Annotated in this window: 12 protein-coding genes; 2 read left to right on the forward strand and 10 right to left on the reverse strand. The window is 26.0% G+C overall.

Annotation, left to right across the window (positions count from 1 at the left end):
• Positions 1 to 333: 333 nt before the first annotated feature.
• The gene (locus GBZ86_RS05730) at positions 334 to 1,572 is read right to left on the reverse strand and encodes a competence/damage-inducible protein A (protein WP_152888631.1); all 1,239 of its coding nucleotides are present in this window, start codon (positions 1,570 to 1,572) and stop codon (positions 334 to 336) included.
• A 521-nt stretch (positions 1,573 to 2,093) separates the two neighbouring features.
• Here GBZ86_RS05730 and hydG point away from each other — a divergent pair.
• Both hydG and hydF read left to right on the forward strand, forming a co-directional pair.
• Complete coding sequence (gene hydG / locus GBZ86_RS05735; RefSeq protein ID WP_152888633.1) at positions 2,094 to 3,521, forward strand: [FeFe] hydrogenase H-cluster radical SAM maturase HydG; 1,428 nt, start codon at positions 2,094 to 2,096, stop codon at positions 3,519 to 3,521.
• A gap of 246 nt (positions 3,522 to 3,767) precedes the next feature.
• The gene (gene hydF, locus GBZ86_RS05740) at positions 3,768 to 5,018 is read left to right on the forward strand and encodes a [FeFe] hydrogenase H-cluster maturation GTPase HydF (RefSeq protein WP_152888635.1); all 1,251 of its coding nucleotides are present in this window, start codon (positions 3,768 to 3,770) and stop codon (positions 5,016 to 5,018) included.
• A 70-nt stretch (positions 5,019 to 5,088) separates the two neighbouring features.
• On the opposite strand, the gene GBZ86_RS05745 is transcribed toward hydF, so the two are convergent.
• The 9 genes from GBZ86_RS05745 to fusA all read right to left on the reverse strand — a co-directional run bounded on the left by GBZ86_RS05745 (position 5,089) and on the right by fusA (position 15,523).
• Positions 5,089 to 6,057, reverse strand: a complete 969-nt coding sequence (locus tag GBZ86_RS05745; protein ID WP_152888637.1) for a GH25 family lysozyme — start codon at positions 6,055 to 6,057, stop codon at positions 5,089 to 5,091.
• A 625-nt stretch (positions 6,058 to 6,682) separates the two neighbouring features.
• The gene (locus GBZ86_RS05750) at positions 6,683 to 7,534 is read right to left on the reverse strand and encodes an L-ribulose-5-phosphate 3-epimerase (RefSeq protein WP_152888639.1); all 852 of its coding nucleotides are present in this window, start codon (positions 7,532 to 7,534) and stop codon (positions 6,683 to 6,685) included.
• A 306-nt stretch (positions 7,535 to 7,840) separates the two neighbouring features.
• Entirely contained in the window at positions 7,841 to 8,644 is an 804-nt protein-coding gene (locus GBZ86_RS05755; protein ID WP_152888641.1) for a MurR/RpiR family transcriptional regulator, read from the reverse strand.
• 150 nt (positions 8,645 to 8,794) lie between these two features.
• Entirely contained in the window at positions 8,795 to 9,439 is a 645-nt protein-coding gene (locus GBZ86_RS05760; RefSeq protein WP_152888643.1) for an N-acetylmannosamine-6-phosphate 2-epimerase, read from the reverse strand.
• A gap of 22 nt (positions 9,440 to 9,461) precedes the next feature.
• On the reverse strand, positions 9,462 to 10,952 hold the full coding sequence (locus GBZ86_RS05765) for a PTS transporter subunit EIIC (RefSeq protein WP_152888646.1): 1,491 nt from the start codon (positions 10,950 to 10,952) through the stop codon (positions 9,462 to 9,464).
• Positions 10,953 to 11,148: 196 nt separating this feature from the next.
• Complete coding sequence (locus GBZ86_RS05770; RefSeq protein ID WP_152888648.1) at positions 11,149 to 11,781, reverse strand: histidine phosphatase family protein; 633 nt, start codon at positions 11,779 to 11,781, stop codon at positions 11,149 to 11,151.
• Positions 11,782 to 11,926: 145 nt separating this feature from the next.
• Complete coding sequence (locus GBZ86_RS05775) at positions 11,927 to 12,880, reverse strand: ROK family protein (protein ID WP_327444255.1); 954 nt, start codon at positions 12,878 to 12,880, stop codon at positions 11,927 to 11,929.
• Between the two features lie 105 nt (positions 12,881 to 12,985).
• Positions 12,986 to 13,222 carry a hypothetical protein gene (locus tag GBZ86_RS05780; RefSeq protein WP_152888651.1) on the reverse strand — a complete coding sequence of 79 codons (237 nt, stop codon included), beginning with the start codon at positions 13,220 to 13,222 and terminating at the stop codon, positions 12,986 to 12,988.
• A 204-nt stretch (positions 13,223 to 13,426) separates the two neighbouring features.
• A complete protein-coding gene (gene fusA, locus GBZ86_RS05785; RefSeq protein ID WP_152888653.1) occupies positions 13,427 to 15,523 on the reverse strand; it encodes an elongation factor G in 2,097 nt (698 codons plus the stop codon).
• Between the last annotated feature and the right edge of the window lie 394 nt (positions 15,524 to 15,917).

Below are 15,917 nucleotides of genomic sequence, written 5' to 3' on the forward strand. Positions count from 1 at the left end.
GTATAATATGAGTAATATTTTAATTTTTAAATATTACTCATTATTTTTTATTATATATTAATAATTTTTTCTTACTATGGCTTTTAATTCATTATTATATTAATTAATATACCATATTTCTTGATATCTTACATACTTCATGCTTAAAGATAAATTGCCTTATTTACTTGTAATCTTTAACCTATTTCTAATAAACTTAGTTGTTTAAAATTTCGCCTATGAAAATTTACTTAATAGGACTATTCATATCAGATATTAAGTAAAAATAGTACATTTTATTTTAAAATGCACTATTAAGATTATAATTAAATACTTATATATAGTCATTATAAATTATTTTATATTTTGAATTTCTCTTCTAATCCAATCTAACACATTCATTACAGTTCTTATTCTAATTTTTTGTCTGTTGCCTTCAAAATTAAATTTTTTTACCTTTACTTCTCCATTTATATATAATCCAGCATATACAAGTCCTACTGGTTTTTCTTTAGTTCCACCACTTGGACCTGCAATTCCTGTAGTTGAAACTCCTATTTTAGTATTTGCTAATTTTGCTATTCCTTCAGCCATTTCTTTAGCTGTTTCCTTACTTACTGCACCAAAATTATTTAAAGTTTCTTGCTTAACTCCTATCATTTTCATTTTAGATTCATTAGAGTAAGTAATAATACCTTCCTTGAAAACATCTGAAATCCCTGGATAGTTTATCAAAGTTGAAGCTACCATACCACCTGTACATGATTCAGCTGTAGCTATAGTAAGTTTTTTATTAACTAACATTTCTCCTAATATATCTTCTAATGTAGTTTCACCTTCACCATATATATTATCTCCTAGTCTTTTTCTTATTTCAAATTCTAATGGTTTTATAAGTTTATCTGCCTCTTCTTTATCCTTTGCTTTAGCTGTTATTCTAAGTATTACATCAACATCTTTTGCATATGGAGCTATGGTTGGATTAGTCTGATTTTCAATTAAATCCTCAACCACTTTTTCCATTGATGATTCTCCAACTCCAAAAACTCTTAAGGTTTTTGATACTAAAATGGAATTTGTAAATTTAATTAAATAAGGTACTACAAAATTATTAAACATAGGTTTCATTTCCTTTGGTGGTCCTGGTAGTACTATAATTGTTTTTTGTTCATTCTTAATTATAGCTCCTGGTGCTGTTCCATTTGGATTATCCATAACTATAGCATCATTAGGAAAATACGCTTGCTTTCTATTACTATCACTTGGAATTTTGCCAAGTTTTTTAAAATAATCTTCAATATAATCTAAAGATGGCTTATGAAGAACTAATTCTTTACCTAAGTATTTAGCAGCTAATTCTTTAGTTAAATCATCTTTTGTAGGTCCAAGTCCACCTGTAGTTATAATTAAATCACAATTTTTAAATGCATCATTAAAAGCCTTAAGTATTCTTTCTTCATTATCACCAACTACACTTTGATGATATACATCTATACCTAAGTTAGCTAATTCTTTAGAAAGAAATTGTGCATTAGTATTTACTATATCTCCTAAAAGGATTTCGGTTCCTATTGATATTATTTCAGCTTTCATAAATATCACTCCTTTTTATAGATCTATATAATATATTTTATCACATTGAATATATTATATTGCTAATATCTATTTTGAAATAAAATTTTCTTCATATAAAGACACTTTTATTGAATTTAAAGTCATTTTTGTAAAAATAAACATTCTATTTTTATTTTTTTTCTTGTATACTTGTAATAGTTCTTTGTTGAAAGTTATTTTCTTTCAATTGAGACTTTCCAAACAATATAAATATCTAATTATAAAGAACTTTTCTAAATAAAAAAGGAAAAATATCAGTTATTATAAATATTATCCTGAGACATTAATTATGATTATGACTTATTTTTATAATATCTAAAAAAGCCTACTTACAATTAATTTCTCACATTTTATAAATTAATATAAATCTTAATAAATTTATTTAATATATTTTCAACTTTTTTTATTTTTATAGAACTTATATTATTTAATGATTATTTATATTGTTAGGTTATAAATAATTTGTTCTTAAGTTATTACTTAAGGAAAGGAGATTTTATATGTTTACCTTAGAAGATAATCAGAAATATACGGCTGAAAGTTTTATAAAAAATGATGAAATTTGGCAGATCATAAATGAAAGTGAAGATTTAGCTAAGGATAAGGATTTAGTTTTAAGAATTTTAGAGAAAAGTAAAAAAGCTGAAGGTTTAACACCTAAAGAAGCAGCTATTCTTCTTAACTTAAAAGATGATGAGTTAATAAAAGAAATGTTTGCTATTGCTAAACAAGTAAAAGAAAAAATTTATGGTAAAAGAATTGTTGTTTTTGCACCTCTTTATGTAAGTAATTATTGTGTTAATAATTGTACTTATTGTGGATATAAACATTGTAATGAAAATCTAAAAAGGAAAAAATTAAATAAAGATGAACTTATAGAAGAAGTTAAAGTTCTTGAAAGTTTAGGACATAAAAGAATTGCACTTGAACTTGGTGAAGATCCAGTAAATGCATCACTAGATTATGTTTTAGATTGTATTAAGACCATATACTCAATTAAATTTGATAATGGTTCAATAAGAAGAATTAATGTTAATATAGCTGCAACTACTGTTGATGAATTTAAAAAATTAAAGGCTGCTGAAATTGGAACATATATATTATTCCAAGAAACTTATCATAAAGATACATACGAAAAACTTCATATAAGTGGTCCAAAACATAATTATAATTATCATACTACTGCTATGCATAGAGCTAGAGAAGCTGGAATTGATGATGTAGGAATGGGAGTTTTATATGGACTTTATGATCATAGATTTGAAACAATTGCTATGTTAATGCATGCTGAAGATTTAGAGAAAAATACAGGGGTTGGGCCACATACTTTATCTGTTCCAAGATTAAAAAAAGCTGAAAATGTTAAACTTGAAAACTATCCACATCTTGTGTCAGATGATGAATTTAAAAAAATTGTTGCTATCTTAAGACTTGCGGTACCTTATGCTGGATTAATATTATCAACAAGAGAAGAACCTGTAATTAGAGATGAAATTATAGCTCTTGGAGTATCTCAAGTTAGTACTGGCTCTTGTACTGGAGTTGGTGGATATGCGGAAAGCCAAAAAGAGCTTAACGAAAAACCTCAATTTGAACTTGCTGACCATAGATCACCAGTTGAAATGATTGAAAGCCTTATGACAAGTGGTTATATACCTAGTTATTGTACTGCTTGTTATAGAGAAGGTAGAACTGGAGATAGATTTATGACTATTGCTAAAAGTGGAGAATTAAATTCAGTATGCGAAGCAAATGCTTTAATAACGCTTAAAGAATTTATTGATGATTATGGTACGGATAACACTAGAAAGTTAGGAAATGCACTTATAGCAAAATCGCTTAATAGATTTCCCAATGAAAATTTCAGAAATTCAGTTAAAAAGAAAGTGGAAAAAATAGCTAATGGTACTAGAGATTTAAGATTTTAAATATTAATATTTAAAATACTTCTATCATAGAACTACTAAAATTCTTTATTATAAGTTTATTATTAATTTAAACTTATAATATATAAAACAATTATTCTTATAACTTATAACTAAAATTAATTCATTACTATATTTTATAAATGCATTAAATATTTTATGTTAATAATACCCATAATACATCTTAACAACTCCATATATTTAGTTATAGAAATTTTTCTATAACTTTTGAAAGGATTGATTAATTTTATGAATGAAACACCAAGAGGAAATAGACTTCATATAGCTCTATTTGGTAATACAAATGTAGGCAAATCCAGTATTATCAATGCATTAACAGGTCAAAATATTTCACTAGTATCTTCACTTAAAGGAACAACTACTGACCCAGTATATAAAGCCATGGAGCTTTTACCTATAGGTCCAGTAGTATTTATAGATACTGCTGGAATTGATGATGAAGGAGAAATTGGTAAGTTAAGAATAGATAAAACTAAAGAAGTTATTGCTAAAACTGATGTAGCTTTACTAATTTTTTCTTATGAAGATTTTATTATAGATAAAAAGTTATCCACAACTTCCTGTGAATTACTATATGGAAAAGATTTATTAAAATCACTTGTAAATGGGAATAAACCAGTGGTTGGAGTATTGAATAAATGCGATTTAAAATCTGTGGATAACTTGTTTATAAAATCTCCACAAGAAATTGCTAAGTTATTAAGTAAAAAACTTAATATTCCTTTTGTAACAGTAAGTACAACTACTAATAATGGTATTTATCAATTAAAAGAAGAACTAATAAAAATATCCCCAAAAAATCTTAATAATTGTGAATTAATTGGGGATAAATTATTCACAGGTGCTAAAATATTGTTAATAACTCCTCAAGATATTCAAGCTCCTAAAGGGAGACTTATTCTTCCTCAAGTACAAACTTTAAGAGATATTTTAGATAATGGTGGAATTCCTATAATGTGTACTTTAGATAATTTAGATACTTCTTTAGAGTTGCTTAATGGAAAACCTGATTTAGTAATTACAGACTCTCAAATATTTAATATAGTAAATTTAAAGCTTCCTAAAGATATTCCTTTAACATCATTTTCTATTTTAATGGCTAAAAATAAAGGTGATTTAATTGAATTTTATAAAGGTGCAAAAGAAATAAAAAATCTTAAAAGAGGTGACAAAATACTTATAGCAGAAGCCTGTACTCATCATAAACTTAAAGGAGATATTGCTGGTGAAAAACTTCCTAGTTGGCTAAGTAAAATTTGCCCTGGAATTATTATTGAAAATTACTCAGGCAAAGATTTTCCTACTAATTTAAGTGAATTTAAATTAGTAATTCATTGTGGTGCATGTATGTTTAACAGAGCTGAGGTTATGAGTAGATTAAATTTTTGCAAAGACTCTAACGTTTATATAACTAATTTTGGTTTAGCTATTGCTGAAATAAACGGAATATTAGACAGAGTAATGAAACCTTTGCTTTAATAAAAATATAAAAAACCAATAGTTCAGGTATTTTATATACCTAACCTATTGGTTTTCTTTAAATAGTAATTTATATTTTTAATATTTGTCCAATTTTTATCACATTAGCATCTTTTATATTATTAGCTTTAATTAATTTCTGTACTGTTGTAACAAATCTTGATGCTATAGAAGTTAGCGTATCTCCCTTTTTCACAATATAAGTTTCATCTACAGAAGGTTTACTTAACCATACTGGTATTTTTAATAATTGACCTTTTTTCAAAAAATTCGTATCAACTAAACCATTAATGGAAGCTAATAAAGCATAGTTTGTGCCATATTTTTTTGCAATACCAATTAAATTTTCACCAGGTTTAACCACATGTGTTATATATTTATCTGGTGGATTAGTTGGCTGTGGCTTTTTTATTTTAGATATAATTGCATGAGTATCTAAAAGAATTTCTTTAGTAAAAGAATTTTTATCACAATTCCCATTTACTCCTGATACTAATGCTGAATCTGTATACTGGAAACCTACCCAACTATCCCAAATTCCATTTTCTTTTGGAGTATCTACTCCATATTCAGCTATCCACAGTGGATATATTGACAAAGATTTTTCAAGTTTAGTTTTAGCAAAATAAGTGTAAGTATACAGTATAACATCTACTCCACTTAATCTTTTTACTTCTCTCAAAAATATTTCTGCTAAGATAGATAAATAATTTTTATCTAATCCTTCAGTTATTTCTATATCTAATGCCAATTTACAATCTGGCCGTAACTCTGATATAACACTTACAAAATATTGTGCTTGTGATAATGCATTTTTTTTGTTTATAGGTCTAAAAAAGTGATAGAATCCAACTAATAATCCGTGCTTTTTAGCTCCTTCATAATAAATTTTTAACTTTGCATCGGTATAATAATCTCCTTCCGTAGCTTTTATATAAACAATATCTACTCCACTTTCTTTAACTTTTAAAAAATCTATTTCACCTTGCCAAGCACTAATGTCTATCCCAGCTAATTGTCCAGAATTTTTATTTTGCATTCTAAAACTCCTTTTTTAACTTTTTTATAATAACTTTAATTCTAATATATTATCTACATTAATTTTTATTTTATAGTAACTTAGTATTTTAGTTTTAAAGTTAATTTTACTGTTTTACTTTATATTATGTTATATTTATTAATTTGTTTCCTTAATTTTTTTTAAAAAAATTCAAAGATCTTAATTGTAATGAAGTAAAAAATATACTTTTTAATTATGAAAAACATTTTTCTACTGACATTAGTTAATGTATATTAAATTTATTAGACATAAAATAAATTTAAGGAGTTAACTTTCATAAGTTAACTCCTAATTTTTTATAAATAAACTTTTTTTAAGAAGGCTACTATCAATAATGAAAGTAGCCTTTGATATGTTAAAAATCTTTACTCCATAATTTTTTTATGTATTAGTTAATTTTGTATTATGAGGAAGGGAATACAAAGTTAACTACTTTAAATTATATAATAAAGATTTGATAGCATATCTACATATTTAATTTATGTATGTTTTCCTTTATTTATTCCTTTTTAACAGTAATATTTTAAACTTTTTAATTTTATAAAATTTATTCCTAATTATTATTATTTACTTATATTTTTTTCTTTAATTTACTTTTATAAATTTATACTATAGGAACTGCCGCTTTAAATTTATTATCCATAAAAATTTTAGTTTCTTTTAAAACTTCTATCCAATCTTCATTTCCTACATACCAAAATTCTGCAACATACTTTCTTACTCCTAAATCCCAGGCTGTTTTTATAATTTTATTAAAATTAACATGTCCAGTTCCAAAAGGTATTTCTCTAAATATACCTGGAACTGTTTCTTTTAAATGTACTGCTACAATATGGCCTTTTCCACTATTTAAATCTTCAACTACATTATTTTCATATTTAATAGCTGCATTTGTTATATTTCCACAATCAGGATATATTTGTAAGTATGGAGAATTAATTTTATTTATATAATACATTGATTTTTCTACTGTATTCATAAATTCTGTTTCCATAGTTTCAAAAGCTAAAATTATACCTTTTTTTGCAGCCATTTTTACACATTTATTTAAATTTTTCAAAAATAATCCTCTTGTTATTTCATTAGATTCTTCATAATATACATCATATCCAGCAAGTTGTATTATTCTTATTCCTAAATCACAAGCTAACTCTATAGCTTTTTCCATAATTTCCAATCCCTTATTTCTTACAAATTCTTCTGTACTTCCAATTGGATATTTTCTATGAGCACTTAAACACATGGTCCTTATTGGAACACCTATTTTACACATATCATGTATTAGATTTAATCTATCTTCTTTAGTATAATTTAATTTGCCTAATCCTTCTTTACTTTCATCAATATTCATTTCTATAAAGTCAAATCCTGCATCTCTTACGCAAATAAGTTTTTCTACCCATGATAAGTTATTTGGCATTGCTTTTTCATATACTCCTAATTCATATTCTTTCATATTAATTACCTCACTTTCTATATCAAGTGTATTAGACCACTCAATTCCCGTTAAAGGTTTACATTTTTTTTAAAATTATCTATAATTATCAAAGTGTTAAGAGAATTATTAGTTTATATTATCTTCCTCTAAATTTATCATAACTCTTACAATTTATTTTTTCAACTTAATTCCATTTATACATAATACTTGTTTATTTTACTATTATATTTAAATGATTCTATTTACCTATACTTTCATAAAAAAAAAATACAATTAAAATTGATTACTTAATTTAAATTGTATTTTTATAAAAATTTTTAAATTTTAATTATTTATTATGGCATCAACAGTTAATTTCATTTTACCACTTAACTCTTCATCTTTAAGTAAAACCATTGATATTAAATCCAATAAATACATAGTTGAAAATTGACTATTTATAAAATTCTCTTTATCTACAAATACAGTGTTATATACAATAAAATTCATATGTGAATATTTTGTAATACTACTATTTTCAAAACTAGTTATTGAGAGAATATTAGCTCCTTTATCTTTACAAATCTTTAATGACTGTAATATCTCTTCAGTCTCTCCTGAAATAGATATACCTATTACTAAATCATTAGGCGAAACAATTGCACTGTTTATTATCATCATATGCGAATCAGAAATACTATGAACATTCAATCCCATTCTTAACAATCTCTGCATCATTTCTGTAGCTGTTAAACCTGAGCTTCCTACACCATATATATATATTTTATTAGCATTTTTAATAGCGTTCACAAATCTATATATATTATCACTATTTATTAAATGCTTTGTTCTTTCAATAACTTCCTTATAATAATTATATACATCTGTTAAAATTCCATTTTCTTTTTTATTTACTTTTATTTCTGGTTTTATAGCATTTAATTTCATCTTCATATCAACAAAGCTTTCACAATCTATCTTTTTACAAAATCTAGTTATAGTTGCTCCTGATGTTCCTGAAATTTTTGCTAAGTCTTTAATATTCATATTATTTATATCTTCACAATTATGTAAAATATAATCAGCTAAATTCTTTTCTTTTATAGAGAATATATTATATTTTTTTTGAATATTGCATAAAATATTCATAAAACACCACCTTAAATTATTCATATCCATACATTATATTTATAATATAACAGAATTTTAGTACTACAAAAAGAGAGTTAAACTATTTTTAATAATTTACTCTCTTCTTATTACAGCTCTTTTCTTAAACCTTATATTAATATTGATATTTTATAATGCTTTATTTAACTCATCAGTAAATCTTTGAGTAATTATTTGTGGTCTAGTTATAATACTTCCGACAACTACTGCATAAGAACCACATTCTATAGCTCTTCTTGTTTTTTCCGGAGTATCGAAATTACCTTCAGCAATAACTGGTTTATTACACTTTTCTATTAATTCTATTAATACATCAAAATTATTTAATCCTTTTGATTGTTTAGTATAGCCTACTAAAGTTGTTCCAATATAATCAAATCCAAATTTTTCAGCTCTAACACCTTCTTCAACTGTAGATATATCCGCCATAAACTTTTGATTAGGATAAAGTTCTTTTAAAGACTTTAAAAAATTTACATCTTGATTTATTGTAGCATCTACTGCAATCACATCTACTCCAACTTCAATTAATTCTTTGATTTCCTTCATAGTAGGTGTTATATACGGAATCATATTGTCATAATCCTTTTTTACTATACCTATTATAGGTAAATCTACTTCTTCTTTAATTGCTTTTATATCTTCAGCACTGTTAGCTCTGATCCCTACTGCTCCACCTTGTTTAGCAGCTAATGCCATCTTACTCATTATAAAAGAACTATGCAATGGTTCATTTTCTAAAGCTTGACATGAAACTATTAATCCTCTTTTCATTTAAAAACCTCCTAATTTTCAATTAATCTTGACCTAATATTTCATTAATCTTTTGTTTTAACGGGTCTGCCATTGCTCCAAATATAGCTTGAATTCCACCTCTAACTTCTAAAACAGCAGTTGCACCTAAAACTTTTAATTTTTCTTTATCTACCTTTTTAACATCTTTAACCGCTACTCTTAATCTTGTTATACAAGCATCAACATCATCAATATTTTCTTTTCCTCCTAATGCTTCTAAAATTTCAGAAGCTGTTTTAAATATTGAATCTTTAGTTATTACTTTAATTTCTTCACAATCTTCATCACGTCCTGGAGTCATTACATTAAATTTAGTGATTAAAAATCTAAATGTAAAGTAATATAAACATGCCCACACTACACCAACAACTAATATTAATATCCAATTAGTTTTATCATTTCCTTGAAGAACTCCAAATAATGAAAAATCTATTAAACCACCTGAAAAAGTATTTCCTACTGATATATTTAATAAATCTGCTACTAAAAATGATAAGCCATCAAATATTGCATGAATCACATATAACCATGGAGCTACAAATAAAAACATAAACTCTATTGGTTCTGTAATTCCTGTTATAAATGAAGTTATAGCTGCTCCTAAAAACAATCCTCCAACTAATTTTCTCTTAGATTTTGGTACACAATGATACATAGCTAAGCATGCTGCCGGTAATCCAAACATCATTGTTGCAAAACGTCCAGCAAAAAATCTAGTACCTTCACTATATAATCCAACATGATTTGGATCTGCTAATTCAGCAAAGAATATATTTTGTGCTCCTACTACTGTTTGTCCTGCAACTTGTGTAACTCCACCTAATTCAGTATACCAAAATAATGGATATATCATATGATGTAGTCCTACTGCTCCAGTTAATCTTAATAAAAATCCATATAAGAATGTTCCTATGACCCCTAAATTTGCTATTGCACTACCTACTGTTGTTAACCAACCTTGAAAAGTTGGCCATATTAAAAAGAATATTCCTCCTATGAATATAGCTGCAAATGAAGATACAATAGGTACAAATCTTGAACCTCCAAAAAACCCCAATACTGCTGGTAATTGAATATTATGATATTTATTATGTAAATAAGAAACAATACCTCCAATAACTATTGCACCTATAACTCCAGTGTCTATAGCTTTTGTTCCTGGATTAAAAGCTGTAATCATGCCTTTAATAGATGCATTCATAACTAAAAATGCTACTGCTCCAGCTAATGCGGCTGTCCCTTTATCTTTTTTAGCTAATCCAACTGAAAGACCTATACACATTATTAATGCTAAATTTCCAAATACTACATCACCTGCTGATGTCATTATCGAAAAGATACCCTGCAACCAAGGAATATTTAAAAATGGATATGCTTGTACCGTGTTAGGATTAGAAAGAGCTCCTCCTATTCCTAATAATAATCCAGCTGCTGGTAATATAGCTATAGGCAACATGAAAGATTTCCCTATCTTTTGTAAACTTTTAAACATAATTCATCTCCCTTTACTTAAAATATAAAAGAAAAAAAATTTCATCTTTTGTATTTTTTAAAAATTATTTTCAGAATGTGTTTACATATTATCATTAAAATACTTTAAATTCAATATTTTTTGAAAATTTTTTTCTTTAATAAAAAAATTCATTTTATGCACAATTTTAAAAAATATTTCTAATAAAATTTATAATTTATATAACTTTATTTAGATTATAATGTTCAATATCATTTAGTTTAATTATTTCAAAGGTACTTCCATCATAATTAATTTCTGTATAACTAGCTTGTTTAAAAATAGGCAAATCTGTAAATTTATCTTCAGTAAACTCCTTACTAAAATAAGTTATTAAATATTTAACTGTCATACCATGAGTAACTATTAATATACTTTCATTATTGTTTGTATTTTTAATTATTTCACTCATTGAATTAAATATTCTTTTTTTAAATTCTTTAGGTGATTCGCCTCCAAAAGTTTTATAATCTTTAGGATTATTAAATAAATTATATAAATGAGGAGCATATTCTGGATTTTGTTTTATATCATAATTTCTTAGCCCCTCCCATTTTCCAAAGTTCATTTCCTTTATTCCATCTATAGAAATTAATTCAATATCTCTATTACCTTTAATTATTTCAGCTGTTCTATATGCTCTTTTTATAGGACTTGTATAAATTTTATCTATTTGTATATTTTTTAACCTTTCACCCAAAAGCTTTGCACGTAATATTCCTTTATCCGTCAATTCTGAATCTCCCCATCCTTGAAATCTTTTTTCTAAATTCCAAACTGTTTCTCCATGTCTTGTTAAATATATTTTCATTTTTTCTCCTATTTAATAAAATTATTTTTCTAAATAATATTTTTCTAAATATAAATTTCAAACTAAATTATTTAAAAATTTTAATTTTTTTCATTATAAAATAAAACAAGCAGATTCCATAACCTGCTTGAAAAAAATCATTTAATTACTTACTACTCTCTAATAAAGCTAAAGCCACTGCACCAATAACTCCAGCATCTGTACCTAATCCTGCTGGCATTATCTTACAATGTTCTGCCATAGATTTAAAACATCTTGTATTTACAACTTCTTGTACTTTTTCAAATACTATATTTCCTGCTTTTGAAACGCCACCACCTATTACAACCATATCAGGATCAAATGTAGCTATAGCATTAGCAACTCCTATTCCTAAATAGTTTAAAGCTGTATCTATAATCTCTTTTGATACCTTATCTCCTTTTTCTGCCTCTTTAAAAACTTCATATGAAGTTACATTTTCATATTGTTTTAAACTTGTATCTATGTTGGTAGCTATTGCATCTTTTCCTCTTTTTCCTATAGCAGTTCCTGAAGACAATGCTTCTAAACATCCTATATTGCCACAATTACATCTTAATCCACTATTGGGTGCAACTGTTGCATGACCTACCTCTAAAGCATTTGATGTACTACCTCTATATATTTTACCATTTAGTATAGCTCCACCACCAACGCCTGTACTTACTGTGAAGAATACCATGTTTTCAGTGCCTTTTCCTGCACCAAACATAAATTCTCCTATTGCAGCTACATTAGCATCATTATCTAAATAAACTGGTATATTAAATCTATTTTTTAATGGATCTACTAAGTTAAAATTTTTAAAAGGAAGATTTGGTGTAGTTATTATTATTCCTGTTTTAGAATTTAAAGGCCCTGGTGAACCAATTCCTATTGCTTTTACATCTTCTATAGTAACTTTTCCATCTTCTATAACTGTTTCAATTGAATTTATTATTCTATTAAGTACTGGAACTTCTCCTTCATTAGCATTAGTTGCTATAGTATTTTGTGATATAACTTTACCATTTAAATCTGCTAATGCACAACTTATTTTTGTTCCACCTAAATCTACTCCAACTACATAATTTTTCACTTGTGAATCCTCCCCCATTTGTATACTTACTTTTACTTTAATTACTATTTGATTATATCATAAAAAAGTTTATGGTTATATTAATAAATTTACCTAAAAAACTTTTTATGTATTTTTACAAGCATTTATATAATAAATACCCAAATCATCATACCCCTCTGAATTTATAATAAATTTTTTCTCACATAACATAGAATTTATTAATTTTATATTTTCTTTATCTAAACCTTCCATAGATATTGTAACACTGCCTTTATCTTCTATAATATCAATATAATCATATATATTGCTATAATCACTCAATCCTATTTGTCCTTTTATATCCATTTTATAATTACACATAAACTTAACTCCTCACCAATATATATCAACATTATTTTCTTTAATTTTTCCATATATACTTTTTATTATTCTAATAATTTTATACAAAAATTTTTAAACCTATTTAAAATAATTAAAGTGTACATATAAGATTGTAGTCTTATATGTAAGTACCACATCTATTAAATATGTACACTTTTATATCTTAAAATTAATAATTAAATATTAAGATTCATTTTTTAATTCTTTAATTTTTTTTGCTTCTTCTATAATTTTCTCTGTTTCTGTTGCTGGAACTTCTTCATATCTTTCAAATACCATGTTAAAATCTCCTCTTGCTTGAGTTATAGACCTTAAATCAGTAGCATACTTAAACATTTCTGACATTGGAACTTCAGCAATAACTTTTTGCCCTAAAGTTACTGGCTCCATCCCTATAACTCGTCCCCTTTTTTTATTTATATCTCCAATAACATCTCCCATATAATCATCAGGTATAGTTACCTCTAAATGCATTATTGGTTCTAATATAACTGGATTAGCTTGTTCTAATCCTTTTTTATAAGCTTGAGATGCAGCAATTTTAAATGCCATTTCTGATGAATCAACAGGATGATATGAACCATCATATAATGTTGCTCTTAATCTTATTACTGGATATCCAGCCAATACTCCCTGTTTTATTGATTCTTTTAATCCTTTTTCAACAGCAGGAATAAAATTTCTAGGAACAACTCCACCAACAACTTTATCTACAAATTCTAAATCTTCTTCACCATCTAATCTTGGTTCAAATTTTATTTTTACATCTCCATATTGACCATGACCACCAGATTGCTTTTTATGTTTTCCTTGAACGTCAGCCAATCTTTTAATAGTTTCTCTATATGGAACTTTTGGTGGTTGTAATTTGACATCTACTCCAAATTTATTTTTAAGTTTACTAGCTAATACCTCTAAATGTATTTCTCCTATTCCAGAAATTAAAGTTTCAGCATTTTCTAAATCTCTTGATATATTAAATGTAGGATCTTCATCCAATAATTTACCTAAGCCTGAAGAAATTTTATCTTCATCACCTTTACTTTTAGGTACTACCGCCATTGACATTACTGGTGCTGGAAACTTCATATTTTCATAAATAATTTTAAAATTAGGGTCACAAAGAGTATCTCCTGTAGATGTATATTGAAGTTTAGTTACAGCAGCAATATCACCTGCAATTACCTTTTTAGCAACTATTTGATTTTTTCCTCTCATAAAATACAATGCACCTAATTTTTCATTTTTATCCTTAGATGAATTTATTATATTATTATCTATTGTTAATTCTCCTGTTATAACCTTAAATATTGATAATTTTCCTACAAATGGATCAGCTACAGTTTTAAATACAAAAGCTGAAAATAGCTTGTTACTATCTATTTTTATTATTTCTTCTTTATTAGTTTCTAAATTAATAGCTTTTTGTTCCAATGCTAATTCAGGTGAAGGAAAACACATTATTATATCATCTAATAATGTATCCATACCTATTACTTCAGTAGAACTTCCACACATAACAGGAACAATATCTCCACTAGCACAACCCTTTACTAAGCCCTCATATATTTCTTCATTACTTAATTCACCTTCTGAAAAATATTTCTCTAGTAATAATTCATCTGTTTCAGCTACTGATTCCATAAGCATTTGTCTACATTCCTCAATTTTATTACGTATGTTATCTGGCACTTCTATTTTTTCAACTTTATTAGTTTTTTTATTATAATTAGTAGCATTACCAGTGATAATATTAACTACCCCTTTAAAATTTACTTCTTTTCCAATAGGATATTGTATTGGTACTACGCTCATACCAAAATTTCCCTTTAATTCTTTTAATATTTTATCAAAACTAGTATATTCTCTATCTAATTTATTTACAAAAAATGCCTTTGGTACATTTATATCTTTACAATATTTCCATGCTTTTTCTGTTCCAACTTGAACTCCAGCTGCTGCACAAACTACTATTAATCCCATATCCGCAGCCCTTATTCCTTCTATAGCTTCACCAATAAAATCAAAATACCCTGGTGTATCTAATAAATTTATTTTTATATTATTATACTCAAGAGGTAATACTGATGTTGATAAAGATATCTTTTTTCTTTTTTCTTCTGGATCACAATCACTAGTTGTTGTACCATCTTCTACTTTTCCTAATCTATCTATTGTATTTGTATAATACAATAACGCTTCTGATAAAGCTGTTTTTCCAGTTCCACTATGTCCAATAATTCCTAAATTTCTTAGATTATTAACTTTATACTCTTTCATACACAATTGCCACAAGTTAAATGTTTACATACCTTGTGACTTTCACCGCCTTTCTAAACAAAATTGCTATATGCATATTTATCTTATTAGACTTAAACCTTAAACTTAACGTACTTAATTTTTAGGTATTCGGTATATGATTAAATATATTCTCTAAACTAAAAAAATATTATTGTTTTTATAATATTTAATTCTACATAAATTTTAAAACACCTTTAAATAGTCTTAATTTTATGAATGTTCTAAATTTATATATTTATTTATATTTAAAGTATAAAAATCATAATGAACATCTTAGTCATTATGATTTCTATATATAATTTAAAAATATACTTTATTTAATTTTGAAAGCAAATTATATATGATTTTTCCTAAAAAAATCATTATAAAATAA

Source organism: Clostridium tarantellae (genome assembly GCF_009295725.1).
GTDB lineage: Bacteria > Bacillota > Clostridia > Clostridiales > Clostridiaceae > Sarcina > Sarcina tarantellae.